Source organism: Candidatus Methanoperedens sp. (assembly GCA_027460525.1).
Taxonomy (GTDB): domain Archaea; phylum Halobacteriota; class Methanosarcinia; order Methanosarcinales; family Methanoperedenaceae; genus Methanoperedens.
Genome location: JAPZAS010000019.1, coordinates 1 through 25,100 on the forward strand (window position 1 = coordinate 1; position 25,100 = coordinate 25,100).

Here is a 25,100-nt window from a genome sequence, read left to right on the forward strand (position 1 = left end):
GTCAAGGCACGGCACGCACATGTTTCCTAGAGCACAAGACTTGCCAGATTCCGCCACCGGAATTCCAAGTCGGTTCAAAATCGCATAGATGTTTTCGCTATTCAATGCTACGAGGGCAATACTCCCAGGTGGTAGCTTTAGCAAAGCGTTCGCTATCGGATTTGCAGCTGCGTATCTTGTTGTTTCAAGACGGGCTCGGCGATAAAATAACTTTTTTTACGTGGTTGAGTTCTTCGTAAGTAGAGGCTCAGGAAAAGTTATAATGCGTTATTTTTCATATAATTGTTGTTGTTGAACCAAAAAGGTTATACTCATTATCGTATAATAATCCATAATCATGCTCACAAAACCAGAAGGAGAATTAGCAGTCCACCTTGCCCGCGGAGCCATTGAAGAATGCCTCAACAACGGAATAAAAATCAAGCCGGATAACCTCCCCGAAGTTTTTAGCGAAAAACGCGGCGTTTTTGTTACGTTAAATACGAGAAAGGAACTCCGGGGATGCATAGGCAGACCATATCCCATTCTGCCACTCGGTGAAGCGATAATAGTATCAGCAATCAATGCCGCACGGGACGACCCGCGCTTTTCCCCTGTAAAACCTGAAGAAATAGAAGGGCTGACCATCGAGGTTACAGTGCTTACCATCCCGAGGCGCATTAATTCAAAACCCAGAGACCTTCCAGGCAAGATAGTAATCGGGAGGGACGGGCTGATAGTTGCGACGGGCAGGAGTTCGGGTCTCCTGCTGCCGCAGGTGGCGGTGGAGCATGGCTTTGACAGCACGGAATTCCTGTGCCAGACCTGCATGAAGGCAGGGCTCATGCCTGATGCATGGCTCAACGGCGCCGAGGTATATTCCTTTGAAGGCCAGATATTCCAGGAAATCGAACCTGGAGGCGAGGTAAAAGAAAAGGAGCTCATGTACAGCGAATAGCGGATAGCAAAGTGTTAAATCTGATAACATTGTAGTAAGGAGACCCAGTGAGGTGAATTATGGCAAGATTTCCAGAAGCGGAGAAGGTACTTCTGCACATGAAAATATGCATGAAATGCAATGCACGGAATTCAGTACGCGCAACCCGATGCAGAAAATGCGGATATACCGGTCTTAGAATGAAATCAAAGGAATTGAAGGGAACGTAATATTCACCCATATATTTCCTTAAGCAGACCCCTGACTTCCTTAATGATCGGGCTGGCTGTATTTGCAGCGGCATTAATAGGGGCTGGCAGCGATGTAAAAGAATACGCCCTGCCCATTTTTCTTGGCTTTACCGTTGCATTTTTATTTGGCATCGCTGGAAATGCGATAAACGATTATCTGGATCGGGAGAATGATAAAATAAACCATCCCGACAGACCCATCCCGTCCGGGAAACTAAAACCCGGGCAGGCTCTCTTTTTTTCAATGGTCTTTTTCGCCATTTCCCTGCTGCTCGCTCTTTTCTTAAGTTTCATCGTGAAATCACTGCTGGTAGTTGTTATAGTTGTTATTGCACTTGCATCCCAGATTGCCTATGAGAAAAAATTCAAGCATGAAAAAATCGTAGGAAACATGATAATAGGTACCCAGACCGCACTTGCATTCATATTTGGCGGGGTTATTGTGGGTAGAACCTTGATTACGGGAATAATAGCGATTGCAGTATTTTTATCCATTGTGGGGCGTGAGATAATAAAGGATATCGAGGATATTAAAGGGGATAAAGACAGGATTACCCTGCCCATGAAAATAGGAGTAAGGAACGCAGGTATTGTAGCTGCAGTGCTTATCATTCTTGCGGTTTTAATAAGCCCGCTGCCTTACTATCCTCTTCATCAATTCGGGTGGGAATATTTAGTGGTTGTTTTGCTCGCCGATATGCTATTTATCGGTTCATTGCCTTTAATTTTCAAAGATGCAAAGCTGGCACGGAGGATGCTTAAATTTGCAATGCTAATTGCTATAGTAGCTTTTATAGTAGGAAGTGTTTCCAGGGGATAGATGCAAACTTCGAGCCTCTGAATCAAAACTCGTAAATTTCAGGTCCGTAGGAGCTAAAAATAACAGCTCTTTTTTGAAATTTTGTTTCTGTTGACTTATCGTAAAAGGATTTATGGATGAACGAAAGCTCGATTTCTCTTTTTTGCCTCACGGTGTCTTTTTCGTCCCCTTCGTATTTCTTGGACATATGGGTTCCTTTATTCAGCACCATGCTCCGGAGACATACCGCAATAAGCATAATTATCTGCCTGTCGCTCCAGTTGATGTTGGATGAACCATTCTGGGCATACACAAAGCTATTGCTATCCAGTTTTCCAAAAAGCCACATATCGCCGTTCACATAGCCCTTGGCATGCCTGAGAATCACATTTGCCTCAGGAAGGGTTTTAAAAAATTCTTTCCCCTCTTCTGCTGCCCATCTGGTAGAGAAGTTGATCATGAAATGCACAGTGTGCCCGGGGTCTATTACGGTTGCACCTTCGAGGTTTAACAGATCTTTTCTCAAATCGTAATTGGTATCCTTCGGATCGATGCGGGTATCATATTTACCTACAAATCTTAACCTTACGTTATTCTTTTTGGAATATTCCCTGTACATTTCCACATGCCTGCGCATGCCTTCATATATATCCTTATAATTTACTCTTTCCTTGTGTCCCTCGTGGATGACATTGATATAGCTGTTTTTCGCACCCAGCACCTTCAGGAAATGAATAAATCTCATAACAAAAAGCCCGCCATCGAAATATGCATCCGACCCTTCAAGATTTGTAGAGGTTCTTGTCCCATCGGTCATATCGTAGATGACCAGTCCTTCCATATTCTTTCTGGAGCCGTCGATTGCTAATTTTTCGCAGCAATTTCTAAATGCTGTGCGAATCTCTTCGTCCTGCGGCAGGGTAATCATACTGTTCTTCCTATAATAGCTGAAGTATATTATAAATATCTCCTCCCAGCTTGAGGTTAGTTATTATTCATGACCATATTTGATTCACGACTCAAGGAACATCAACGCCTTTTGGAGCAGAGAAGGATTCAGACGGTTGATCTCATTAGAGGTGTTGATATTGTGCTTATGATCCTGTTTAACTATTCTGTTACTTTGAGTTATTTTAGACTGATCAACATGCCCTCTAATTTTCTTTACTTGTTTGTCTTTCCCAGAGCCATAGCCTTGATTTTTATTTTCATATCCGGGGTTGCAGCCCATATCAGCTTTGAAAAAAATAAAGAAAATTTCAGCAAAAAATATTTAAAAAGAGGAGGAAAACTTCTAATTTTTGCAGCGTTTATAACCCTGTTTACTTACATATTTGTACCAGAGGGGACAATATTTTTCGGTATACTGCATTTCTTTTCTGTCAGCTCTTTCCTCGTACCATTTTTCATCAGATATAATAAGCTAAACCTGATAGGTGGTTTACTGATTATTTTATCCGGCTTTTACCTGCAGATAACACAATTCGATTTCTCCTATCTATTCTGGTTGGGATTTATGCCTAAAAACTTCTCCACCTTCGATTATTTCCCTTTAATACCCTGGCTTGGGGTTCTTATGCTCGGCATATATTCGGGAAAATATTTTGTCAGGAGAACAACTGATCTAAAATTCGAAAGCAGATTTGCCGCCGCATTTATGTTTTTGGGTAAAAACTCTCTGACTATTTATTTAATCCACCAGCCTGTGCTTATCTTCCTTTTGATTGTACTGGGATTTAAAATATTTTGAAATAACACTACCTGTTGCTCGTTTCCGCGATTTTCCTGATACTTTCTTTAAATGAAAGAGGTTCAAACCAGAATATCGTTTTAAGGTCATTCGGTTCGCAAACCATGTTATTGTGCAGCGATTCTATAAGCCAGTAAATCACGTTTGGATTCACAGGTGCGAGTTTTCCCAGCATGACCGAGGAGAGCCAGTTCCATGAACCTGGAATCGACAAAAAAACCCTTTTTAGTCCCAGCTCCTTTGCATACTGCTGCATAAGTTCTCTATATGTAAAAACCTGTGAGCAGCCTATGTCATAGCATTTGTTTAAAGTCTCTTTTTTGTCCATGCATTCAACAAGATATCGTATCACATCGCCGATATAGATGGGCTGCACCCTTGTATTTTGCCAGTTAAAAACCGGGATTATCGGGAATTTTCTGACAGCAGTGTCAAGAATCTCAAAAGCGGCGCCGCCCCTGCCGATTATGACAGAAGCCCTGAAAATCGTGTAATCGATGCCGCTGTTCTTGATCATCTCCTCCACTTCCTTCCTGCTCTCAAGGTGAGTCGAGAGCTTCTCCTGCCGGGGTCTTATGCCTGTGAGGTGAATAATCCTCTTGACGTCATTGATTTTACACGCTTTTACCATGTTGGTAATTGCAAGCCGATCGAGTATATCGAACCTTTTCTGTGCCTTCTGCGTACCCATCATGTGAATGAAGTAATATACAGTGTCCACCCCTTCTGTGGCTTTGACAAGTGAATCATAGTCAAGCACGTCGCTAATTACATAAGAGATGTTGGGTTTTTCTGAGCGCACGGGTTTCCTGACAAGACATCTGACCTGAACCTTCTTTTCCGATAATGCCCGCAGTACTCGTTCGCCTATGAAGCCTGTGGCGCCGGTGAGGAGAATCATAATCTATTTCTTGCGGCGAATTGTATTTAACTTATCAGGAGGAAAACATTAATCCGGCACCAGTCCCTCCCCCTTGAATATCTTCCTCGCCTCCTCAAGCGAAATATCGGCAGGCGGTACAATTATTCTTGTCCCCTTTATTAACTATCTTCACAATATTATTATCTATTTTATTTATCTCATCCATGTGCTTTTTATCGATCTCGAACTGCCCTTCGCCCATCAATCGAACGATCATTTTCCCATCTCCTTCTTCAGCGCTTCAAGCTGCGCATCCACATCGCCTTTTGACTTTATCTTCGAAAGCTCCCGGTCGATATCGTCCTTCGTACCGCCTGTAACATCCTCTAGCGTCCCTGCCTCCACAAGCTCATCCAGCGCCTCAGCCCGCGCCTTCATGGTCTCGGTCTTATCCTGCGCCCGCTGGACTGCCATGCCGATATCGCTCATCTCTTCCCCGATGCCGCTCACGGCTTCCGTGACCTTGACCTGCGCCTCAGCCGCGCTGTACTGTGCTTTTATTGTTTCCTTTGTCGTGCGGAAGGCTTCTATCTTGGTTGAGAGGCGCTTTTCTGTTTCTATGAGTTTTCCCTGCTGATTGGCAACATCTGCAATCTGCTGGGTAAGGCTTGCGATTTCAGTCTGAGACGTGCTCTTTCTCTCAAGCGCAATCCGTGCAAGGTCCTCCCTGCCTGCCTTTACGGCTTCCCTTGATTGCTCGTCCAGTTTCTGAACATTCTGCTCAAGCTTTACTTTCTGAAGCTCGAGGCGTTTCTTCGATGTGGTAACCTCTGCCACTCCGCGCTTGACATTCTGCAAAAGTTCAATCTGCTTCTCATAAGAATAATCCAGAGTCTCTCTCGGGTCTTCGAATTTCCCTAAGATCTTGTTTATTTTTGATTTGATGATTGTACTTGTTCTTTCTATAAGCCCCATATTCTTACCTCATCATTCCAATTTCCTTCTACCGCTAAATAGTTTGTTCTTTACAGTGCTCTTTCAGGCTCTGGAACTTGATCAATAAAATAGTAGCCGCATGGCTGGTGCCCCTGTTCGCTTTTTGTCCTGGGGTATTTCCTGCACATAGGAGGTCTGATGCCGTGGATAGTGCATATTGCCTTGCGAGAATTATAATTTTCAAACCTGAGGAACGGACATTTATACAGGAACATGCAGCAAGAGCCACAATTTTTGCACTCCCCTGCTCTTTTCCCATCCACTGGCAGTATTAAACTTGTCGCTGCCCTCCTAATTTTCCCGGTCAAACCATTCATTCGTTGTTTAACCTGCTTCAAATGATATAAATATTTTGATTTTATATATTTCCTTCATAACCCTTATGATAAAATAATGACGTTTATTAGCATATGGTGCGCATAGGAAGCCTGGAACTTAATAAATCAATAGTTGCATCCATAGGAAAAAATCCCATCGAATCTGCAATCAGGGCAAAACAGTTAGGGGCAGATATGCTGGAGCTTAGAATAGACCTCCTGGATGCGGACGCACTTAAAATCCTTCAAGCGCTAAAGAAGCTCAGCTTGCCGGTAATTATTACTAACCGGATGAAGCAGGAAGGAGGTGCATGGGAGGGAAGCGAAGACAAGCGCATTCAAAAATTATTATCTTTACTGCCGGGCGCAGATGCTGTTGACATTGAGTTATGCGCCCAAGAAAGAGACGCTGTTGTAGAAAAAGCCAGAAGCAATGGTAAGACTGTTATCATATCCACACACGATTTCCAGAGAACACCCGGGATTGATGTTATGCTTGGCGTTATTCGCGAATCTTTTGAAGCAGGGGGAGACATAGCCAAACTTGCCGTAATGCCGCACTCGTTCGAGGACGTTCTCCGTCTGCTTGAGGTTACCCTGCAGTCGAAGGGAAAAGTATGCACCATCGCTATGGGCAACATCGGCAGGCATTCACGCATTATTGCGCCGATTTATGGTTCTGTCATGACCTACGGATATGTGGATGCTCCCACAGGGCAGGGACAGTTTAAGGTAGATGAATTAAAATACGTGCTGAAACTACTCTGACATATCCTTCACTCATTCTCATGAAAAATCCATAGTGCTAAATATTGTAAAAACCTTTATAATTGAATGTATAATAAAGAGGGTACGATAAAATGGAACTTAAAGTCCAACCACTTCAAATCAAAGCAGGCAAGTATAAAGTAGTCCTTAATCCACAGGATGCCAAGGAGCTCGGCGTACAGGGGGGAGACCGTGTCCAGTTAAAAGACCACAGCTACTTGACTGCAATCGTTGAGATTGGCGATATGATTCAAAAAGGTACAGTGGGAGTATACCAGGAATGCTGTGAAAAGCTTGGAAAAGTATGTCCCCTTACGATAGATATCATCCCGACTTTAAGACCGAGTTCAGTTGGTTTTATTAAAAAATTTATGGACAAACAGAAGCTCACACAGGAGGAAATCTACCAGATAGTCCAGGATATTGTAAAGGATAACCTCACAGAAATCGAGATGTCGGCCTTCGTTACCACCTCATACATCCATGGGATGAGCAGTGATGAGATAGAATGGCTGACAAGAGCAATGATCGACAGCGGCGAAAAAATCGAATTCGACACGCATCCGATTATGGATAAGCACAGCATAGGAGGCGTCCCCGGCAATAAAATATCGCTGCTTGTGGTTCCTATAATTGCTGCAAACGGTCTTCTCATACCCAAGACAAGTTCAAGGGCGATCACGGGCGCTGCAGGTACGGCAGACCTGATGGAAGTACTTGCGCCCGTAGAATTCTCGGCTGAAGAAATAAAGTCAATTACAGAGAAAGTCGGCGGCATAATAGCATGGGGAGGTGCTACAAATATCGCCCCAGCCGATGATAAGCTGATACATATCGAATATCCTCTCTCCATAGACCCCCACAACCAGCTTCTGGCATCCATAATGGCAAAAAAGGGCGCTGTCGGGGCTGACTGTGTTGTTATAGACATACCCATAGGCAGCGGGACCAAGGTTCCTACCATGGATGACGGGAAAAAACTCGCAAGAGACTTAATCGAACTGGGGGAGCGGCTCGGGATGAATGTGGAATGCGCCATGACCTACGGCGCATCGCCTGTGGGAAGAACTGTTGGACCGGCAATCGAGGTGAGGGAGGCGTTGAAGGTACTGGAAACAATGCAGGGACCAAACAGCCTTATTGAAAAGAGTACGGGTCTTGCCGGAATTTTGCTTGAGATGGGAGGGGCTGCTGCTAAAGGTCACGGCAAGGAGCTTGCAATGGAGACGCTGCGTTCTGGCAAAGCGCTTGCGAAACTGAAGGAGATGATTGAAGCACAGGGCGGAAATCCGAAAGTAGTGCATACCGATATTAAACCCGGGGAGCATAGTGCAGAACTTGCATCCCCTGCGGACGGGTACGTCATTGAATTCGATAATAAGCGCATAGTCGAGATTGCAAGGATGGCTGGCGCGCCAAACGATACAGGGGCAGGGGTCTGGATTCATAAGAAAAAAGGTGAAATAGTTAAGAAAGGCGAGCCCCTGATTACAATTTTTGCTGATAAGAGCTGGAAGCTTACCAATGCTTTAAAAAGCGCGGAAAAGGATTATCCGATAATCGTGGAAGGCATGCTTCTTGAGAGAGTTCAGACGTTCAAGGTTTTTTAGATTATAGATTCCTGCCTCACAAGAAAATTACTCTGACAAAAACCAGCATAAAAATAGCTTTTCCGATTAATTATAGTTGTAATTTAGTTTTTACTTATAACATATAGTAAATACATTTATACATAATTGGAGGTTACTTGAATCATACCCAGATCGGAGGTAAAGTAAATGGATTTGTTAAAGAAAATCGTAAATGAAAAGAGAATGGAAATGGGAACGTCTCGGGGGATAAATCACTTGTGGAAAGCCTTATAGTAAAGTAGATAAAAACAATTAGAAACGGAGTGATATTTTATGGAAACAATTAGTGCACATAAGTCAGTAGTAGAAATGTACGGTGTATTGAATAAAGACGGCATGACCAATACTTTTGATCGATTTGATGCTCAGGGAAACCGCTGCACGTTCTGCGACCTGGGTATAAGCTGTCAGCTATGCAGCAACGGTCCGTGCAGGATAAAAGCCGGGGCAGACCGCGGCGCATGCGGCATCGATGCAGACGGCATGGCGATGAGAAACATGCTATTCCTGAATACCATGGGAACGTCTACATACACCTTCCATGCCAAGGAGGTAGCAAAAACCCTCAGCGCTACAGCCATGGGGAAAACGCCTTTCCAGATAAAGGATGAGGCAAAACTCCGAAGTCTTGCAGAGAAGATGGGAATAAAAACAGGGCAGAGCATCAGTATTCTCGCTCCTGCAGTGGCTGATGCCATTATGGCAGGTATCAATGCAGATTCGGATGAAGAGCTTCCAAATGTTCTCCTCTTTGCTCCGAAATCAAGGATAGAACTGTGGCGAAAACTCGGCATCATGCCAGGAGGACCTCTTCATGAAATTATGGATGCGGTTTCAAGCACACAGACCAATGTCGATGGTGATTATGTTTCACTTGCAAAGAAGGCTTTGCGTCTGGGTATTGCATGCATCTACGGTTCCCAGATTCCGCTTGAAATGGTACAGGACGTACTTTTCGGAACGCCAAAACCTCATGAGGTTGCGGTGGACATTGGAATAATAGATCCTGCCTATGTGAATATAGCAGTGAACGGTCATGAGCCCTTCATCGGCGCGGCCCTCATCAAGGCAGCTCATGAGCCAAAAAACCAGGAAAAAGCAAAGAATGCAGGAGGCAGGGGGCTTCGTATCATTGGTTCGATCGAGACCGGGCAGGAGCTTGTCCAGAGATTTGAGACAGACAATGTATTCGTGGGCATGATCGGGAACTGGCTCTCCATCGAACCTGCGCTTGCAACAGGCGGCATCGATGTTTTTGCCATGGATATGAACTGTTCACCCCCGGGAATGGGAGCGTACCAGGATAAATATAACACTACCCTTGTCTCAGTCTCAAAACTTGTTAACGTTCCGGGAATGAAAGACCAGATAGTGTATAAGCCTGAGGAGGTGGCATCCCAGGCACAGCGGCTTATAGATATTGCAATAGAGAACTTCAAGAAGCGAAAAGGAAAAATCACAAACAAGTCCAAAAGGAAACAAAACGCTGTTATCGGATTCTCTACAGAAGCATGCCTCGGCGCTCTTGGCGGCACTCTTGACCCCCTGCTCGATGTCATCAAGAAAGGAACTATTAAAGGTGTGGTGGCTCTTGTGAGCTGCACAACGCTGCGCGATGGCGGACAGGATATCAATACATTGAAAATGGCACGTGAACTTATCAAGCGCGACATTCTTGTCATAAGCGCAGGATGCGGCAATGCAGCCCTACAGGTAGGAGGTCTTACCACTCTTGAGGCTAAGCAGGAAGCGGGCCCAGGTCTTAAGGCGGTATGCGAGCTTCTCAAAATCCCGCCTGTGCTGAGCTTTGGCACATGCACTGACACGGGAAGAATCACGCTCCTTGTCACTGCTGTTGCGGACGCTCTCGGAGTTGACCCGTCACAGCTTCCAGTTGCAGTTACAGCCCCGGAGTACATGGAGCAGAAAGCAACCATAGACGCCATCTTTGCCCTGGCTTTTGGTCTGTATACCCATGTGGCGCCCATGCCTCCAGTGGGTGGAGCGCCTCGGCTTGTGAAACTCCTCACAGAGGATATTGAAGGGCTGACCGGAGGAAAACTTGCTGTTCAGACCGATATGGTTGAAGGGGCAGATGGCATCGAGGCGCATATCAACAAAAAGAGAAAAGCCCTTGGACTGCCGGTATGAAGTGTTGAAAGCCAAATAACCTGAATGAAGATTAATTGCCGCAGTATTTAAAAAATCTCACCTACTAATCGCTCATACTCGCAAAAGCGATTTAGTAGGTGCAAAATAATTTACGTCACGATTACTTTTCCGTGTACTATGGTGGGATGGATTGTACAACTGTATTCAAATGTTCCGGCTTGATTAAATGTGTAGCTAAAAGTACCTCCCTGATTAATATTGCCTGAATCAAATTCACCCGATACAGATGTTACAGTATGCGGAGCGGGGTCGCTGTTGGTCCAGGTGACGGTTGTTCCTGTAGAGATTGTTACGGTTGGCGGATTAAATGCGAAACCTTTAATCTCTACGGTTACCGCTACTGACGTCGGCTGTATTGTAGTTCCCACAGAAACATTCACGCCGACCCCCACGCCTTGCGTCTCTGTCGGCTGTGCCGTGGTTGTCGGAGCCGGTTGCGTCTGTGTTGGCTGCGGTGTTGTTGTTGGTGCAGAAGTGCAGCCGCTTATGAGGAGCACCATTGCTAATAGTCCAATAATCAATGTTTTTTTCATTTTAAACCTCCCATACTGGAATTATAGATACAATGATATATATCATTTTGGGATGACGCTTTTTTTCCAATAGTTTTGCTGCCATCGTGGCGCTTGTGGTAACGCTGAGTCTTGTTGCGGTGCAGCTTGCGGCGCAGTCATATTCAGCGAGAGTGATTGAAGTATTCAGGAGGGCACCTGACCTATGGATTCTTATTCTGATTTATGGCATTGCGAATTATTATGGGCTGGGTGTGCTGAAGTTGATTGAGAAGGCGAATCCGGCGCTCAATAGTCTGTCGAATCTTGAGGGGTATGTGGCGATTTCTTATTATCTTGGCGTTTTTGCGTTTGTGGCGCTGGTGCCTTATAAACCTTCACAAAAACGCTGTGCTCAGAGACGTGGCTCTCGGTTCTTGCACCGTATGCCTTGAAAAGTTCCTCAATCCATGCTTTGTTTAGTTTCGAACCATTTAATGAAAGTGAATGGGCAAACTTGAGGCAGTAATATTCGCCCTTATCCCTGTAGCCTACCAGATCAAACCAGTTCGAAGCCATGCCTGCAAAGACGATTGCCTCCAGGATTTCTTTCAGATTGATTTTTTTCAGAGGCTTATTGCATTGATCCTCAAGGCCATAAATCACCTCTCCGCGAGTCATTTGAAAGACACGCTCGATGTCAGAGTTCTCAAGCAATGCCCTGAGGGTATCCCTGGATACAGCGCATATCCCGACTTCAGTACCGATGTGAACCCAGAACTTCGCTTCTGGAGATAGCGCCGTGCCTTGCCTGTTCTCCAACAGTTCTATGGCACGCTCGAGCGCTTTCTGCTGGGTCTCGAACATGTTCGCATGCTTTTTCAGGAGCTCCCAGTGCTTTCCTGATATTGTGGTGCTCAGGCGATGTTTTCTCACACCTATCCCTTATGTGGGTTTTAAGCGGGATGCGCAGATAAGGCTTTCCGTACGCATGAGATGCGCATGCTGTGTGGGTAAGGTTATTATAGACGTGCATGGCTTTACAAATATGGTACTGATTTTATATATTCAGGAAATGGTGGAAAAATGGAAAAGAAGGCAGGATACTATGGAGGGTGTGCCCTCGGAATAGCTTTTGGAATAAATACGCAGTGGCCGTAAACACATAAGTCGTGCGGATTACAGTATCATTAAAAATTTAAGGATGTTATATAAATGGAAGAATTACAAAGGGCAATAAATTGGAAAGCGAATAAAAAAGGAGAACCCAAAAAGAAGCATTTGAGGTTTTTGGTTATGGTGTCGCTCATTGCTTTACTATATAGAAAGTGGATTTCATAATAGGAGGTTTGAAAAATGAGAAAATCAGTAATGAAAAACATGTGCATGGGGCATACCCTCAGAATAGCTTCAGGAATAATGATGCTGGCATTATTGCTGCTTGGCAGCGCAGTTGCGGTAACGGAAATAGATTCCTGTCAGACGATTTCCGAACCAGGAGAATATGTGCTCAATACCAGCATACTGAATAGCGCTCCAAGCTGCATCAATATCACCTCAAGCCATGTGATTTTCGATGGCGCCGGCCTTACGATTGATGGCACGAATTATCTCACTTATGGGGGGCTTGTATATGACTCAAACACTTACGGGGTGCATGTGTATAACTCAACAATGACACTAACAAATGTAACTGTTAAAAATCTTACAGTCACGGATTGGCTCGGCGGCATCTTTTATCAAGACTCAGAAAATGGAAGCATAGAAAATAACAATGTAAGCTCGAATTTTGAAGGAATCCTCCTCAACTCTTCCACCAACAACACCTTGTCCAATAACAATGCAAACTCTAACAATTATGGCATCTTTCTGGATGCTTCAAGCAACAATAATCTGAGCTACAACAATGCTAACTGGAACACGTACTATGGCATCCTTCTGGAATTTTCTAGCGACAACAAATTGATGAATAATAATTTTTCGAATAATCGAGGAGGCATTAATCTATTTTGGCATCCAAATTCAACTTTTTCTACTTCAGGCAATAACAATAACGTAATAAGCGGAAACATTGCAAGCTCGAATACTGAGTTTGGTATAAAGCTATACAAATCAAGCACTAACAGCATATACAACAACATTGCAAGCTCTAACAGCGCGGGAATCTATCTCGACTCTTCCAGTAACAATACTTTGACCAACAACGATGCAAGCTCTAACAGCGCGGGAATCTATCAGGAGGGAATCTTTCTCCAATCTTCCAGCAACAATAACACCTTGACAAACAACAATGCAAGCTCTAACAGCGTGGGAATATTTCTCCAATCTTCCAGCGGCAATAACACCCTGACAAACAACGTTGTAAGCCTGAATACTGATTTAGGCATAGGCATAGACAATTCATACACTAACACCATATACAACAACTACTTCAACAACTCGGAATATGCATGGACAATCAATGCCTGGGATGATGGAAACAATATCTGGAATATAACAAAACAGGCAGGTACAAACATCATTGGAGGTCCTTATCTTGGCGGTAATTACTGGTCAGATTATGCCGGTAACGATACCGATGGAGATGGTCTGGGTAATACGTCGATTCCCTACAATAGCTCCGGGAATATTATAAATGGAGGGGACTATTTACCTCTTACGACAGAGAGCGTTACGCAATCGGTCAGCCCAGGCGATACAGTAGCTACAGGCGCTGGAACCACAGTATCTGACCCTGTAGAAACTTCAGTCACTACTCCCAATGCAGGCACAATAACCATTGAGGAAATGCCCGCCTCACAAACTTCTTCCTCTGCCTTCCAGTTAATAGGCCTGCAGATAGATATTACTGCACCTAACGCCATGACCAAGGCGCCGCTTGTCATCGTGTTCCAGATTAACTCCTCAGCGATTCCTCCGCGAGAGGATCAGAATACGATTGAAATATTTAAGAATGGTGTGCCTGTACCACCCTGCACTGGCAGTCCCGGTGAAGCATCACCTGACCCGTGCGTTTCCAGCAGAGCAGTTCTGACAAACGGTGATATCGAGATAACTGTACTTACTTCAACAGCAAGCAGATGGAATGCTGCCGTACGAAAGAAATGGATTAGTTCTATCATGGCACCGATTGATCCGGTCAGAGTAGACACTCAGGTTGAGGCAAGCGCCTCATTCGCAGACCACGGCACTACTGGTACTCACTCTGCGGAATGGAATTGGGGTGACGGGACGAGTTTAGGAACAGTAATGGAGAGCGGCGGTGCTGGATCGGTCACTGGCAGCCATATATATAGAGCAGCAGGGGTTTACACAATTACATTGACTGTGGAAAGTGTTGGGTCGTCGGCATATCAGTTCATGGTTGTGTACGACCCGACCGGCGGGTTCGTAACAGGAGGCGGCTGGATTGACTCACCCGCAGGAGCCTACCAGGCAGATCCTTCGCTGGCTGGGCGAGCTAACTTCGGTTTCGTCTCAAAGTACAAACAAGGCGCTACAGTCCCGACCGGTCAAACTGAATTCCAGATCGAAAATCTTAACTTCCACTCCACGAGCTATGACTGGCTTGTAATATCCGGTGCACGCGCGCAGTTCAGTGGCACAGGCACGATTAACGGTGCAGGCAACTACGGGTTCCTGCTGACAGCTACTGATGGTGCAATCAACGGTGGCGGAAGCGTTGACAAATTCCGTATTAAGATCTGGGATAAGACCACGGACAATTTAGTCTACGACAACGTTCTCGGAGGATCTGATGATATCGAGGCTGCAAGTCCACAGGCTATTAGCGGGGGAAGCATCGTTATACATAAAGTATGAGACGACCTAAGTAAAGTTGTCCTAAGTCAAAATAAGAGGGCGCAAATCCCCTCTTTTATTTTTTTGTTCTAGCAGGATTTATGGTTGTGAACATCAAGTGAAGCCAGGCTTCGTGACGAATGAACCTTCCGCCGCAGAACCATACAGAATGATAAACCTTACTTTTTCAAATCCATCGATGTTTTTTAGTCTCTGCACTGCCTCATTTACAATTTTATCAAGTTCATCGGGTTTCATTCAAGTTCCACTTGTAATCCAATAGTAATACTAATATATAAATTATATATTTTTAAAATCTGTTCGTTAACTGAATAACCCATCTGCGTTTATCTGTGTTCATATGCGGTTAGATTACGTGCTCACTCCAGCCCGAAGTGCTTCACATTCCAGTCCGCATATCGCCCCGGCATCGTTAATTTCCCTTGCTCCAAAAAGATCCAAACCACCAACAACCTTAAGTATACGTTATAATAAAACGTAATCATTATGAAAACCATCTCCATCCGCCTTCCTGAGCAATACATACAGGACATAGAAGAAGCCTGCAAACAGGAAGTTCTTGACAAAGGTACGATGCTGCGCAAGCTCATAGGCGATGCGCTTCGTGAATATCGGGTAAAGAAAGCCTTTGAATCCTACAGCGAGGGGAAAATCTCACTCTGGAAAGCAGCAAGTAAGGCTGGAATAACATACAGGGCAGCGCTCGAAGAATTAAAAAAGCGCAAAATTCCTTTCGGGTATGAGAAAGAAGACCTATATGCTGATATTAAGTGGGCTATGAAATAATATGATTGTCAGCAACTCAGGACCGCTTATCCATCTTGCAAGAATAGACCGGCTGAAGCTACTCAAGGAACTGTTTGGAAAAGTGATGATTCCACAGGAGGTCAAAATAGAGGTCGTTGATAGGGGAAAAGAAGAAGGTGCATCCGATGCTTTTTTGATAGAGAGCGAGATAGAAAAAGGCTGGATAGTAATAGAAAAAAGCAAGAACGATACGTCAAAGAAAATCGCAGAGAGCGCAGGCATAGAAAACGGCGAAGCCTCTGCAATAATGCTTGCAAAGAGAAAAAAATTCCCGATACTTATTGATGATCTCGCAGCAAGGAGGTTCGCATTAGGATTAGGGCTTGAGGTTGTCGGTTCTCTGGGTGTGCTCATACGTTCTGCTAAGATTGGGAAAATATCGAAAAGTGAGGCACTGGATGCTCTGGATAAACTTGCAAGAGTAATGTGGCTCAGTGTAGATGTTTATGAGGACGCCAGAAAAGTTATTGAGGGACTATGAAAAATGGCATTCACTCCAGCCCGAAATGCTTCACATTCCAGTCCGCAATCGCCTGGATCTTCTTGATTTCCGCTGCGCCGCCTTCCAGGGTAAAGAGATGCTTGAACCTGCCCTGCGCCTTAAGATACTCTTCCACTGGCTTCCTGTTCTTCAGCTTCCTCACGTTCGTAACAGTGCCGTTCTCCATCTCATAGAGCGGCCACATCGCAGTCTCGACCGCAAGCCTCCCGACCTCGATGGTCTTTGAGCTTTCAAACTTCCAGCCCGTGCAGCAGGGCGCATGCACATGAATATACGTGGGACCCTTGGTTTCTGCTGCCTTTTTGATCTTTCTCATCATGTCAGGTGCATAAGCAATAGACGCCGTGGCAACATAGGGAGAACCGTGGGCTGCTATAATTGCAGGCATGTTCTTCTTATGCTGCGGATTCCCGAATGAGGCTTTCCCAGCCGGGCTTGTGGTGGTGCTTGCGAACAGAGGCGTGGCGCCGCTTCTCTGTATGCCTGTGTTCATGTACGCCTCGTTATCCACGCAGATATACGTAAAATCATGTCCCCGCTCAAATGCACCTGAGATTGCCTGCAAGCCAATATCCAGCGTAGCGCCATCGCCTCCGATTGCAATTATCTTAGTGTTGTTCTTTTTTCCCATGGATTTAAGCGCAGCCTCAACGCCAGAAGCAACTGCCGCTGCATTCTCAAACAGCGAATGTATCCAGGGCACGCCCCATGCAGACTCAGGATATGGCGTGGTAAACACCTCAAGGCAGCCTGTAGGAGAAACAACGATGCAGTCCTCGCCAATGGCATCGAGCACGAACTTTCCTGCAAGGGCATCGCAGCATCCCGCGCATCCTCTATGACCAGGAGCAAGAAGGCTCATCAAACCAGCTCCTCCCTCAAATCAGCGAATTCGCTCTCAACGAATATCCCCTTTTCCACTAACTTTGCTTTGGTGATTATTTTCTTAATCGTACTCATAGGAATATCACGCCCTCCATGCCCGAGCATGAAGCCGATAACAGGAACCCGGATATCAGTGTTATGAAGGCACGCCTTTACCTCGGTGCACAGGGCGCCTTCGTTCTTGCCGACAGATATATTCTTATCAAGCGTTATAACTACCTTTGCTTTCTTCAGCGCCGCTCGAATAGCATCGGCTGGGAAAGGTCTGAACGACCTGACCTTGAGAAGACCCACGCTTTCGCCTTCGCTGCGCAGAACATCTATGGTATCCTTTATCGTGCCGATGACAGACCCCATTGCCATTATCACGATATCGGCGTCATCGAGCATATAGCCGTCGATGAGACCGCCGTAATATCGTCCATATACATCCCTGAATTCGTTAGCAACTTCCTCTATCATCTTCAAAGCCACACCCATGGCTTTCTCCTGCTTGTACCGGAACTCTGTGTACGTGCTCGGGTCAGCAAAGGCACCAAAGGACATTGGGTTCTTGGGATCGAGCATGTTCTCCGGCGAATAAGCAGGCAGGAATTCGTCTGTTATGCTTTGCTCAAGTAAAATGACAGGCTCGTAAACATGGGAAAGAATGAACCCGTCCATGCATGACATGGCAGGCAGCATAACTTCAGCATCCTCAGCAATCTTATAAAGCTGTGGAACCATGTCCGCAGACTCCTGCACATCCTCTGCATACAATTGTATCCAGCCCGTATCACGCTGAGAGATGGAGTCCTGCTGGTCGTTCCAGATATTGATGGGAGCGCTCAACGCCCTGTTCACCACGGTCATAACAATGGGCAACCTCATGCCTGAGGCATTGAACAGGGCTTCATGCATCAGCGCAAGTCCTTGAGATGTTGTCGAAGAATACGTTCTCGCCCCTGCTGCGCTTGCTCCTATCAGAGCTGAGATGGCAGAGAACTCGGATTCTACATTCATGTACGCGCAGTTCATTTCGCCGTCAGCTGCGAACTGTGCTAAATCCTCCACGATATGCGTCTGCGGGGTTATAGGGTAGGCTGATATCACATTTGGCTTGCAGACCTTGACCGCGTGTGCTACTGCATAGGAACCTTCCACAACGACCATTCTCTTCCTCATTTGCCCTCCAGCACCATTACTATTGCCTTCTTGGGACACTCATTCGCACAGATACCGCAGCCTTTACAGTATTCATAGTCGGGTTCATAAAACCCGTTCTCCAATTTATACACGATTCCTTCCGGGCAGTACATTGCACAGATGCCGCATTTGCTGCACAGCTTGTGGTCAAAAACAGGCATGAATGAACGCCACGCTCCTGTCTTATTGACATTCGTACTTCCGGGTTTGGCTACTGTTTTAATTACCAGTTTCATCGCTGCGCCTCCATCAGGTCGTAGGCTGCCTGGATAGCTTTCGCATTGTTTTCTCCCACTTTTCCAGGGAAACGCTCCATAACAGCATTTTTTATGGATTCAGGTCTTATAAGACCGCTCACGCCTGCAAATGCTCCTACCAGCGTGGTATTGACGATGGGTTTTCCTATTATATCCATCGCAAGCTTTGTGGCATCAAGTGTTTTAACTCTGGCTTTTGTATTCAGGTTGAAGGATTCCGGGCTTTTTTCGGTGTTTATGAGAATAATCCCTTCGGGTTTTGCCCCTGCGGCAACATTAACTACATCCACGAGGGTGGCATCCTGGACTATCACATAGTCGGGTTCGTATATCTGGCTCCTTAAACGTATGGGCTTATCATTTAAGCGCACAAAAGCCATCACAGGAGCACCTCTTCTTTCCACGCCAAATGCGGGGAAAGCCTGGCTGTATTTCCCATCCTCAAAGGCAGCCACTGCTAAAAGTTCAGCCGCTGTTACGGAACCCTGTCCGCCGCGGCCGTGTATTCGTATTTCCTTCATTTTTTCTCCGAGAAAGACCCCGTATTTAAATACGGGGAATATTTTAATAATCAATCGTGACGGATGTATCCAAAAATTGCACTAAGGTATTTAATCTTTACTGAGAGCTTTAAAGTTTATTCATAAACTATATGTGATTTAGAAACGTAATAATGAAGTTCAATATGACAGATGACAAACTTTTAATCACCGAACTTGTGCTTACCGCGCACCTTTACAACCAGTCAGATAAGCTTGGCGTGGACGACCTCCCGCAGAAAATACGAAAGCACTACTGGGATGAGAAAGAGAAAACTGTAAAGCGTCCGATCTACGTCACCGAAGGCGATATAAGAAGTATCTATGGTCTTGAAAATGTAAAGAGCAGCACAAAAACACTGCCCTTCCTCGAGTTCGAGGAGTTCGGCTCGCAAATAAAACTCACTGTTTTCGACCTCGCTGCAAAATGGCTTGCAAAGCATCCTGAGGCGATTGAAGACATCAATAAGAACCCTGTGCTGGCATCTTTTTTTGAGAGCTATGACTCGCTTCCCGTAAGCTATGAAAAAGCAAAAGCTACCAATACTCCGAAAGAAAGCGGAAGAGAGTGGATAATGTCCCTTATCAAGAGCATAGAATCCGAAAAGGGCTCAGAGGAGATGCTAAAGCTCGCTCATATCGTGGCACCCGAAGATATCAGGCAGAACCTGAAAGACCTTGTCCTCACAGAGGAACAGGAAAATGAGATTGAGAAAATCGCCAAGGCAATCCAGTACCGCGACTACCTGAAGCGGATAGGTCTTCGGGAGATTGGAAAACTCTTATTCGTAGGTCCCCCGGGTACGGGTAAAACCTCGGTTGCGCGAGCCCTTAGCGGGCGGCTTGGGATTCCTATGGTCGAGGTAAAGCTCTCACAGATAGCAGACCAGTACCTCGGTGAAACAGCCAAGAACATCGACAGGGTTTTTGAGCTTGCAAAAAAGCTTAACCCATGCATCCTTTTCATTGATGAGTTCGATTTCGTGGCAAAAGCCCGTGCTACGGATGAGCATGCTGCATTAAAGAGGGCTGTGAATACGCTGCTGAAAGCCATAGACGAAATAAGCCTTGTGGAGCACGGCGTTCTTCTTATCGGCGCAACGAACCATCCCACAATACTCGACCATGCCGCATGGAGGCGGTTTGATGAGATCGTGGAGTTCACCCTGCCTGATAAGGACATGAGGAAAAAGATACTTGATATCGTGATCCGTGATATCGAGGGCAGCTTTAATACAGAGGAGATTGCCTCGAAAACAGAGGGATACTCTGGTTCCGACCTGCGCATGATTGTAAGGGAAGCAGTGCTTAACGGGCTTATTACAGAGAGAACAATCCTGACACAGGAAGATTTACTTCGCGGAATAACCGAGTTCAATAAAAGGATTCCGCTAAAGACGATGGATGAAACTAAATGAAAAACTTTAAGAAAGTTTTATCAAAAACTGTTGCGTCAGTTTACACCGCGCAACCGTCACGTCAGTTGACGCCGTACGACTGTCACGCCAGTCGATTGCGTATCCACGTATTGCTATGCAATACGTGTGTGCGCCCTCAAGGGGCGCGACCCTTGACGTATGGCTTCGCCATACGTAAACCTTTAAGAAAGGTTTATCAAACGACAGGTATGCTTCGCATACCTGAACACCACGTAAACCGGGGTATCGGTTTACGTGGACACGCCCTCCCGAGGCGTGTCTCGGGACAGGTATGCGAAGCATACCTGAACACCGCATAAAGCGAGGTGTCGCTTTATGAAAATAACGCTGCTCGGGACAGGCGATGCCGTGGGGACGCCAAAGCTTGGGTGTTCCTGTCCTGCATGCCTGGATGCACTGGCTGGAGGATTGAGTAGAAGGCTTCGTTTTTCCATACTGGTTGAATCGGAAAGCAAAAGAGTGCTGATCGATACAAGCCCCGACCTTCGATGGCAGCTTTTGAAAAAAGGCATAAGCCGCGTTGATGGTGTGATCTGGACGCACCCTCATTACGACCATTATGCAGGTTTTGGGGATTTTCACCGGATACAGAATGGCGTGAATGTGTACGGTCTTAAAAATACACTTGACTATATATTGAACTACCTGTCTTTCATGAAGCCGAAAAGGCATGATGTACGATTCTATATTCCTTTTGAGCTGATCGGTATTAACATAACGCTGGTGGAAGTCAGGCACCCCCCGCTTCTCGAATCTGCCGGTGTTATTCTCACTGATGGGAAAAGCAAGATTGTGATAACAGGGGATACAGCCAGGGATATCCCGGAAAAAAGCATCGAACTGATGTTTAAACCTGACCTCCTTATTGCAGACGCCATAATCCCGCCGAGGGCAAGAATACCCAAACATATGAATGCCAAAGAAGCGATGGAACTGGCGTCGGAATTGGAGGCGAAAAAAGTTGTGCTTACCCATTTAAGCCATCTTTTTCCACCCCATGATGAATCTGTTAAAGAATGGCCTCTGGGGTATGACGGGATGGAATTTGTGTTTTAAGATTGTTATGCAGAAACTATATTATATCCACCAACTATCTGGTTTATGCTTCTTCTAACTCAAAGAATGCGAATTAAGCTCTTGGGGAGGCAGGAAGTTAAAATCAAAGCAAGGTATTAAAATGGAAACAACCCCTACAAATGAAACGCCTATAAATGTCAATGTAAAGGATATGACAGAGAACTCAAAAAATGTTAATGCCACTCTAAAAGTGATCGAGATAGGAGAGGTAAAGGACATACAATCAAAATTCGGTGCCAAGCGGGTCTGTGAAGTAAAAGTTGCAGATGCAACCGCAAGTATCCTGTTATCGTTATGGGATGACCAGATTGGAAAAATAGCAGCCGGGGACACGATTTCAATCCAGAACGGCTACATTTCGGTAGTCAGGAATTCTATGAGACTGAACATAGGAAAATACGGGAAGATGCTATTGTCCGAAGAGCCGATTACAGAAGTCAATACCGAAATCAATATGTCGGATAAGCATGTGGAGCAGCCTGAACGGAAACGCAGCGGCGGATTCGGGCGTGGTGGGGGAGGCGGAGGAGGCGGCGGATACGGCAGCATGTACGGCAGCGGAGAACGCGATTTCGGTTCATTCAGGCGCGGCGGATATGGAGGCGGAGGAGGAGGCGGACGCGGAGGCGGGCGAGATTCAAGGGACAAAAGAGGCGGGCGGGGAAGAAGGTAAAACCCTCTTTTCCTCTTTTTTTTATTAACGCTTTTTATAGTCAGCAGTAATATATAGTAACTGATGCTTGAAAGTATTTCAGATACATTTCTTTCCACCACAAACAAAGAATTTCGGGTTCTTATTGCCATCGAGAACAAAATGAAATTCTATGAATGGGTTCCGCTGGAAGAACTGGTCTGTTTTACAAATTACGACATAAAAGACGTTGAATACATCCTTTCCACTCTTGCAAAAAACAAACTTATCCACAGGAACATCCGTGCTTATGAAGGATACCGGATCTATTTTGAGGCTTATGACCTCTTAGCCCTGAACGCGTTTGTGAAACGCGGCACCATAAATGCAATGGGCGACGCAATCGGGGCAGGGAAGGAATCGCATGTATACGAGGCTACAGGCGGCATAATTGACAGGCACGTTATAATAAAGTTCCACAGGGAAGGGAAGACGAGCTTCAAGCAGGTCAGGACAAAAAGGGAATATGTGGGGGAGAGAAAACATCTTTCATGGCTGTATGCCTCGCGCCTTGCAGCGAAAAGGGAACACGATGCCCTTAGCACCCTTTATCCCGAAGTAAGCGTTCCGGAGCCTATTGATTATAACAGGCATGCCATCGTAATGTCGGTTGCAAAAGGGCAGCAGCTTGCCCACACTAAAATAAACGAACCCGGCTGGTATCTGGATGAGATACTGGGCGAGGTAAGAAAAGCATACAAACTCGGCATAATACATGGAGACCTGAGCGAATTCAATATATTTGTAAGCCCCGAAGGCGCCGAGATTATAGACTGGCCGCAGTACATAACCCCTGCTCATATTAATGCCAGGGAGTTGCTCAGGCGAGACGTAGACAACGTCTTAAGTTTTTTTAACAGGAAATACAGGATTAAAAGAGATGCGCTGGAGGTAATGAACAACATAGTGACCTGATTTATGCCAGAAAAAGTGATTTTCGGGATAGATATAGCAAAAGGCTCTCTCCGGGCAAAAGAAAAGCCTGGATATGCCGTTGTAATACTCAAGGGCGGCGAAGCCCTGCATCACCGCATGGTGAGCATTCATAAATTCCTGAGGATGGCATGGAAAGAAAAACCTGCGTTAATCGCGGTTGATAATATTTTTGAGCTCGCCTCTGATAAGCACGACCTTGTTTCTTTCCTCCAGAAATTGCCCTCTGATACGAAACTGGTTCAGGTAACAGGAGGCGAGAAACTTGAGCCCCTTACAAAACTTGCAAAAGAGCACGGGCTCTCATTCGACAGGTTCGACCCCAATGCAGAGGCGCTGGCTTGCGCTCAACTTGCCCAGATGGGTATAGGCTATGAAGTCTCTGCATTCGAGGATAAAACCATAATTAAAGTGAGCAGGGGGCGCTCCCTCGGGAGGGGAGGATGGAGCCAGAACAGGTACAGGCGCAAAGTGCACGGTCATGTAAGGCAGAAGGCAAGGGAAATAGAGGATTACCTGAATGAACAATCAAAGCTCAAAGGCTTCACATTCACGCAGAATGTAGTCGAGAGGTTCGGAGGTTACTCAAAATCCGAGTTCCTCGTTAATGCTCCACGCAGCCTGCTTCATATCGGTTCTGGAAAATATGGCGATGTGCAGGTGAGCGTCAAAAATATAGAACGCGATGCTCTCGTTTTTAAGCCTCTCAAATCCAGGAAAAGGGATTATATAATCGTGGGTATAGACCCGGGCACAACAACGGCAGTAGCCGTGCTGACATTAGAGGGAGAGCTGCGGCTGCTTCACAGTTCAAGAACCATATCAATTCCCGATGTTATTGAAATGGTTGCAGAACAGGGAAGACCGCTTATCATAGCAAGCGATGTGTTCCCCACGCCGAACGCTGTAGAAAAAATCCGCCGAGCCTTCAACGCTGTATCAGGCTCACCTCAGGATGTGCTCACAGCCGAGGATAAAATTGAGTTTGCGACTCCTTACGGATATTCAAACAACCATGAACGCGATGCCATAGCCGCTGCAGTATCTGTGTATCGCAAGAATAAGAATAAGTTCGAACAGATAAAGAAAAAAATACCTCCTGGTGTGGATGCGGATGAAGTGATTGCACAGGTTGTGAGGGGTAAGTCTGTAGATGCTGTAATCTCTGGATTTACTAAGAAAGAGATAAAAGAGCCCGAAGTTGAAACAGTTTCTGAAAAAACCGATTATGAGGTTCTTCGTTTCAAGGAGCAGATTCGAAAATACGAAGAAAGTCTCGAAGGAATGAAAGAATATCAGGACGAATTGAAAAATGAACTCGCTCTAAAGGATAATAAAATCAGGAAATTAGAAGAACTTGTTGAGAAACAGCGGACTGAGGTATATAAGCAGCTTAAAAAAGAAAAAATAATAAAAATCCGCAACAAAGAGATTATGGGTTTGCAGGGCAGGATCAGAGAGAGCAAAAAAATAATTTCAGAGCTCTCCGAGAGGATACATAGACTAAAACATATTCGCAGGCTTGAGATCAGCGGCAGAGTCCTTCCTGTAAAGATAATCTCTTCTTTTACAAAGGACAGCATCCTCAAGACGGAAGAACAGGTTGGAATAAAAAAAGATGATATCATACTATTGCGGGATGCAAGCGGAGGCGGCGGCATTACTGCTAAAATGCTTGCCGACCTTGGGGTGGGAGCTGTGATTATCTGCAATGATATGTCCCATGCGGCAGAAGGGGAACTTTTCGACCTGGGCGTACCTGTTCTAAAAGTAAAGGACGTGAACATCCAGTTTGACGCATCTTTCGAGTTTGCAGTAATCGATCCTGAGGACATTAAGAATGCGATCGAAGACTGGAATAAAAAAGCGCAAGAACGCAGCATGGCTGCAAAAGAGAAGTGGCTGGAATCGCTTGTGGATGAGTACAGGAGTGAAAGAAAACGTGAGATAAAAGGATAAATTTAAGTATTCTGCTGATATGGGGGTAATATCATCATTAATGATAGGAGT

27 protein-coding genes are annotated in these 25,100 nt (G+C 45.5%); 15 read left to right on the forward strand and 12 right to left on the reverse strand.

Features of this window, described 5'->3' with window-relative positions:
- The first annotated feature begins 337 nt into the window (after positions 1 to 337).
- The 3 genes from O8C68_06990 to O8C68_07000 are packed head-to-tail and all read left to right on the forward strand — an operon-like array spanning position 338 to position 1,987.
- Entirely contained in the window at positions 338 to 937 is a 600-nt protein-coding gene (locus tag O8C68_06990) for a TIGR00296 family protein (protein ID MCZ7395547.1), read from the forward strand.
- Between the two features lie 59 nt (positions 938 to 996).
- Positions 997 to 1,146, forward strand: coding sequence for a 50S ribosomal protein L40e (locus O8C68_06995; protein MCZ7395548.1), 150 nt, complete (start codon positions 997 to 999; stop codon positions 1,144 to 1,146).
- Positions 1,147 to 1,189: 43 nt separating this feature from the next.
- Complete coding sequence (locus tag O8C68_07000; GenBank protein ID MCZ7395549.1) at positions 1,190 to 1,987, forward strand: UbiA family prenyltransferase; 798 nt, start codon at positions 1,190 to 1,192, stop codon at positions 1,985 to 1,987.
- A 22-nt stretch (positions 1,988 to 2,009) separates the two neighbouring features.
- On the opposite strand, the gene O8C68_07005 is transcribed toward O8C68_07000, so the two are convergent.
- Positions 2,010 to 2,894, reverse strand: coding sequence for a hypothetical protein (locus O8C68_07005; protein MCZ7395550.1), 885 nt, complete (start codon positions 2,892 to 2,894; stop codon positions 2,010 to 2,012).
- 69 nt (positions 2,895 to 2,963) lie between these two features.
- Here O8C68_07005 and O8C68_07010 point away from each other — a divergent pair, with 69 nt between their 5' ends.
- Positions 2,964 to 3,716, forward strand: a complete 753-nt coding sequence (locus O8C68_07010) for a heparan-alpha-glucosaminide N-acetyltransferase (protein MCZ7395551.1) — start codon at positions 2,964 to 2,966, stop codon at positions 3,714 to 3,716.
- 7 nt (positions 3,717 to 3,723) lie between these two features.
- Here O8C68_07010 and O8C68_07015 read toward each other — a convergent pair whose 3' ends face one another.
- The 4 genes from O8C68_07015 to O8C68_07030 all read right to left on the reverse strand — a co-directional run bounded on the left by O8C68_07015 (position 3,724) and on the right by O8C68_07030 (position 5,891).
- A complete protein-coding gene (locus tag O8C68_07015) occupies positions 3,724 to 4,617 on the reverse strand; it encodes an NAD(P)H-binding protein (protein ID MCZ7395552.1) in 894 nt (297 codons plus the stop codon).
- A gap of 94 nt (positions 4,618 to 4,711) precedes the next feature.
- Positions 4,712 to 4,855 carry a hypothetical protein gene (locus tag O8C68_07020; protein ID MCZ7395553.1) on the reverse strand — a complete coding sequence of 48 codons (144 nt, stop codon included), beginning with the start codon at positions 4,853 to 4,855 and terminating at the stop codon, positions 4,712 to 4,714.
- The gene (locus tag O8C68_07025) at positions 4,852 to 5,553 is read right to left on the reverse strand and encodes a PspA/IM30 family protein (protein MCZ7395554.1); all 702 of its coding nucleotides are present in this window, start codon (positions 5,551 to 5,553) and stop codon (positions 4,852 to 4,854) included. Before O8C68_07025 ends, O8C68_07020 begins: the two co-directional genes overlap by 4 nt.
- Positions 5,554 to 5,603: 50 nt before the next feature.
- On the reverse strand, positions 5,604 to 5,891 hold the full coding sequence (locus O8C68_07030; protein MCZ7395555.1) for a hypothetical protein: 288 nt from the start codon (positions 5,889 to 5,891) through the stop codon (positions 5,604 to 5,606).
- Positions 5,892 to 5,984: 93 nt separating this feature from the next.
- Between O8C68_07030 and aroD the strand changes: the two genes are divergently transcribed.
- The 3 genes from aroD to cooS all read left to right on the forward strand — a co-directional run bounded on the left by aroD (position 5,985) and on the right by cooS (position 10,441).
- Entirely contained in the window at positions 5,985 to 6,659 is a 675-nt protein-coding gene (gene aroD, locus O8C68_07035) for a type I 3-dehydroquinate dehydratase (GenBank protein ID MCZ7395556.1), read from the forward strand.
- 92 nt (positions 6,660 to 6,751) lie between these two features.
- Complete coding sequence (locus O8C68_07040; protein ID MCZ7395557.1) at positions 6,752 to 8,269, forward strand: AMP phosphorylase; 1,518 nt, start codon at positions 6,752 to 6,754, stop codon at positions 8,267 to 8,269.
- 294 nt (positions 8,270 to 8,563) lie between these two features.
- The gene (gene cooS / locus O8C68_07045; protein MCZ7395558.1) at positions 8,564 to 10,441 is read left to right on the forward strand and encodes an anaerobic carbon-monoxide dehydrogenase catalytic subunit; all 1,878 of its coding nucleotides are present in this window, start codon (positions 8,564 to 8,566) and stop codon (positions 10,439 to 10,441) included.
- 110 nt (positions 10,442 to 10,551) lie between these two features.
- On the opposite strand, the gene O8C68_07050 is transcribed toward cooS, so the two are convergent.
- Both O8C68_07050 and O8C68_07055 read right to left on the reverse strand, forming a co-directional pair.
- Positions 10,552 to 10,995: a cupredoxin family copper-binding protein gene (locus tag O8C68_07050; protein MCZ7395559.1), complete on the reverse strand. Its 444-nt coding sequence runs from the start codon at positions 10,993 to 10,995 to the stop codon at positions 10,552 to 10,554.
- A gap of 267 nt (positions 10,996 to 11,262) precedes the next feature.
- The gene (locus O8C68_07055; GenBank protein MCZ7395560.1) at positions 11,263 to 11,889 is read right to left on the reverse strand and encodes a hypothetical protein; all 627 of its coding nucleotides are present in this window, start codon (positions 11,887 to 11,889) and stop codon (positions 11,263 to 11,265) included.
- A gap of 420 nt (positions 11,890 to 12,309) precedes the next feature.
- Here O8C68_07055 and O8C68_07060 point away from each other — a divergent pair, with 420 nt between their 5' ends.
- A complete protein-coding gene (locus O8C68_07060; protein MCZ7395561.1) occupies positions 12,310 to 14,775 on the forward strand; it encodes a right-handed parallel beta-helix repeat-containing protein in 2,466 nt (821 codons plus the stop codon).
- A 93-nt stretch (positions 14,776 to 14,868) separates the two neighbouring features.
- Here the strand turns inward: O8C68_07060 and O8C68_07065 are convergent, their stop codons facing one another.
- Positions 14,869 to 15,012, reverse strand: a complete 144-nt coding sequence (locus O8C68_07065) for a hypothetical protein (protein MCZ7395562.1) — start codon at positions 15,010 to 15,012, stop codon at positions 14,869 to 14,871.
- A gap of 249 nt (positions 15,013 to 15,261) precedes the next feature.
- Between O8C68_07065 and O8C68_07070 the strand changes: the two genes are divergently transcribed.
- Both O8C68_07070 and O8C68_07075 read left to right on the forward strand, forming a co-directional pair.
- Positions 15,262 to 15,561: a UPF0175 family protein gene (locus tag O8C68_07070; GenBank protein ID MCZ7395563.1), complete on the forward strand. Its 300-nt coding sequence runs from the start codon at positions 15,262 to 15,264 to the stop codon at positions 15,559 to 15,561.
- Between the two features lies 1 nt (position 15,562).
- Positions 15,563 to 16,063 (forward strand): hypothetical protein, encoded by a 501-nt coding sequence (locus O8C68_07075; GenBank protein MCZ7395564.1) that lies wholly within the window; start codon positions 15,563 to 15,565, stop codon positions 16,061 to 16,063.
- Between the two features lie 10 nt (positions 16,064 to 16,073).
- Here the strand turns inward: O8C68_07075 and porB are convergent, their stop codons facing one another.
- From porB to O8C68_07095, 4 genes are read right to left on the reverse strand one after another with little or no spacing between them, the layout of a single operon-like run.
- The gene (gene porB / locus O8C68_07080; GenBank protein ID MCZ7395565.1) at positions 16,074 to 16,946 is read right to left on the reverse strand and encodes a pyruvate synthase subunit PorB; all 873 of its coding nucleotides are present in this window, start codon (positions 16,944 to 16,946) and stop codon (positions 16,074 to 16,076) included.
- Positions 16,946 to 18,133, reverse strand: a complete 1,188-nt coding sequence (gene porA / locus O8C68_07085; protein ID MCZ7395566.1) for a pyruvate synthase subunit PorA — start codon at positions 18,131 to 18,133, stop codon at positions 16,946 to 16,948. The genes porB and porA overlap by 1 nt, the downstream gene beginning before the upstream one ends.
- Positions 18,130 to 18,390 carry a 4Fe-4S binding protein gene (locus O8C68_07090; GenBank protein ID MCZ7395567.1) on the reverse strand — a complete coding sequence of 87 codons (261 nt, stop codon included), beginning with the start codon at positions 18,388 to 18,390 and terminating at the stop codon, positions 18,130 to 18,132. The genes porA and O8C68_07090 overlap by 4 nt, the downstream gene beginning before the upstream one ends.
- Positions 18,387 to 18,932 (reverse strand): pyruvate ferredoxin oxidoreductase subunit gamma, encoded by a 546-nt coding sequence (locus O8C68_07095; GenBank protein MCZ7395568.1) that lies wholly within the window; start codon positions 18,930 to 18,932, stop codon positions 18,387 to 18,389. The genes O8C68_07090 and O8C68_07095 overlap by 4 nt, the downstream gene beginning before the upstream one ends.
- Positions 18,933 to 19,096: 164 nt before the next feature.
- Here O8C68_07095 and O8C68_07100 point away from each other — a divergent pair, with 164 nt between their 5' ends.
- From O8C68_07100 to O8C68_07120, 5 genes are all read left to right on the forward strand, one after another.
- Positions 19,097 to 20,368 (forward strand): ATP-binding protein, encoded by a 1,272-nt coding sequence (locus O8C68_07100; GenBank protein MCZ7395569.1) that lies wholly within the window; start codon positions 19,097 to 19,099, stop codon positions 20,366 to 20,368.
- Positions 20,369 to 20,704: 336 nt separating this feature from the next.
- Positions 20,705 to 21,445, forward strand: a complete 741-nt coding sequence (locus tag O8C68_07105) for an MBL fold metallo-hydrolase (protein ID MCZ7395570.1) — start codon at positions 20,705 to 20,707, stop codon at positions 21,443 to 21,445.
- Positions 21,446 to 21,566: 121 nt separating this feature from the next.
- Positions 21,567 to 22,139, forward strand: coding sequence for a hypothetical protein (locus O8C68_07110; GenBank protein MCZ7395571.1), 573 nt, complete (start codon positions 21,567 to 21,569; stop codon positions 22,137 to 22,139).
- Positions 22,140 to 22,202: 63 nt separating this feature from the next.
- Complete coding sequence (locus O8C68_07115) at positions 22,203 to 23,072, forward strand: serine/threonine protein kinase (GenBank protein MCZ7395572.1); 870 nt, start codon at positions 22,203 to 22,205, stop codon at positions 23,070 to 23,072.
- Positions 23,073 to 23,075: 3 nt separating this feature from the next.
- Complete coding sequence (locus O8C68_07120; GenBank protein MCZ7395573.1) at positions 23,076 to 25,049, forward strand: DUF460 domain-containing protein; 1,974 nt, start codon at positions 23,076 to 23,078, stop codon at positions 25,047 to 25,049.
- The last annotated feature ends 51 nt before the right edge of the window (positions 25,050 to 25,100 follow it).

Excerpts from the sequence above, each read along its gene's own strand:
- O8C68_06990 (MCZ7395547.1), top strand. The coding sequence starts at position 338 with ATGCTCACAAAACCAGAAGGAGAATTAGCAGTCCACCTTGCCCGCGGA.
- O8C68_06995 (MCZ7395548.1), top strand. The coding sequence starts at position 997 with ATGGCAAGATTTCCAGAAGCGGAGAAGGTACTTCTGCACATGAAAATA.
- O8C68_07000 (MCZ7395549.1), top strand. The coding sequence starts at position 1,190 with ATGATCGGGCTGGCTGTATTTGCAGCGGCATTAATAGGGGCTGGCAGC.
- O8C68_07005 (MCZ7395550.1), bottom strand. The coding sequence starts at position 2,894 with ATGATTACCCTGCCGCAGGACGAAGAGATTCGCACAGCATTTAGAAAT.
- O8C68_07010 (MCZ7395551.1), top strand. The coding sequence starts at position 2,964 with ATGACCATATTTGATTCACGACTCAAGGAACATCAACGCCTTTTGGAG.
- O8C68_07015 (MCZ7395552.1), bottom strand. The coding sequence starts at position 4,617 with ATGATTCTCCTCACCGGCGCCACAGGCTTCATAGGCGAACGAGTACTG.
- O8C68_07020 (MCZ7395553.1), bottom strand. The coding sequence starts at position 4,855 with ATGATCGTTCGATTGATGGGCGAAGGGCAGTTCGAGATCGATAAAAAG.
- O8C68_07025 (MCZ7395554.1), bottom strand. The coding sequence starts at position 5,553 with ATGGGGCTTATAGAAAGAACAAGTACAATCATCAAATCAAAAATAAAC.
- O8C68_07030 (MCZ7395555.1), bottom strand. The coding sequence starts at position 5,891 with ATGAATGGTTTGACCGGGAAAATTAGGAGGGCAGCGACAAGTTTAATA.
- aroD (MCZ7395556.1), top strand. The coding sequence starts at position 5,985 with ATGGTGCGCATAGGAAGCCTGGAACTTAATAAATCAATAGTTGCATCC.
- O8C68_07040 (MCZ7395557.1), top strand. The coding sequence starts at position 6,752 with ATGGAACTTAAAGTCCAACCACTTCAAATCAAAGCAGGCAAGTATAAA.
- cooS (MCZ7395558.1), top strand. The coding sequence starts at position 8,564 with ATGGAAACAATTAGTGCACATAAGTCAGTAGTAGAAATGTACGGTGTA.
- O8C68_07050 (MCZ7395559.1), bottom strand. The coding sequence starts at position 10,995 with ATGAAAAAAACATTGATTATTGGACTATTAGCAATGGTGCTCCTCATA.
- O8C68_07060 (MCZ7395561.1), top strand. The coding sequence starts at position 12,310 with ATGAGAAAATCAGTAATGAAAAACATGTGCATGGGGCATACCCTCAGA.
- O8C68_07065 (MCZ7395562.1), bottom strand. The coding sequence starts at position 15,012 with ATGAAACCCGATGAACTTGATAAAATTGTAAATGAGGCAGTGCAGAGA.
- O8C68_07070 (MCZ7395563.1), top strand. The coding sequence starts at position 15,262 with ATGAAAACCATCTCCATCCGCCTTCCTGAGCAATACATACAGGACATA.
- O8C68_07075 (MCZ7395564.1), top strand. The coding sequence starts at position 15,563 with ATGATTGTCAGCAACTCAGGACCGCTTATCCATCTTGCAAGAATAGAC.
- porB (MCZ7395565.1), bottom strand. The coding sequence starts at position 16,946 with ATGAGCCTTCTTGCTCCTGGTCATAGAGGATGCGCGGGATGCTGCGAT.
- porA (MCZ7395566.1), bottom strand. The coding sequence starts at position 18,133 with ATGAGGAAGAGAATGGTCGTTGTGGAAGGTTCCTATGCAGTAGCACAC.
- O8C68_07090 (MCZ7395567.1), bottom strand. The coding sequence starts at position 18,390 with ATGAAACTGGTAATTAAAACAGTAGCCAAACCCGGAAGTACGAATGTC.
- O8C68_07095 (MCZ7395568.1), bottom strand. The coding sequence starts at position 18,932 with ATGAAGGAAATACGAATACACGGCCGCGGCGGACAGGGTTCCGTAACA.
- O8C68_07100 (MCZ7395569.1), top strand. The coding sequence starts at position 19,097 with ATGACAGATGACAAACTTTTAATCACCGAACTTGTGCTTACCGCGCAC.
- O8C68_07105 (MCZ7395570.1), top strand. The coding sequence starts at position 20,705 with ATGAAAATAACGCTGCTCGGGACAGGCGATGCCGTGGGGACGCCAAAG.
- O8C68_07110 (MCZ7395571.1), top strand. The coding sequence starts at position 21,567 with ATGGAAACAACCCCTACAAATGAAACGCCTATAAATGTCAATGTAAAG.
- O8C68_07115 (MCZ7395572.1), top strand. The coding sequence starts at position 22,203 with ATGCTTGAAAGTATTTCAGATACATTTCTTTCCACCACAAACAAAGAA.
- O8C68_07120 (MCZ7395573.1), top strand. The coding sequence starts at position 23,076 with ATGCCAGAAAAAGTGATTTTCGGGATAGATATAGCAAAAGGCTCTCTC.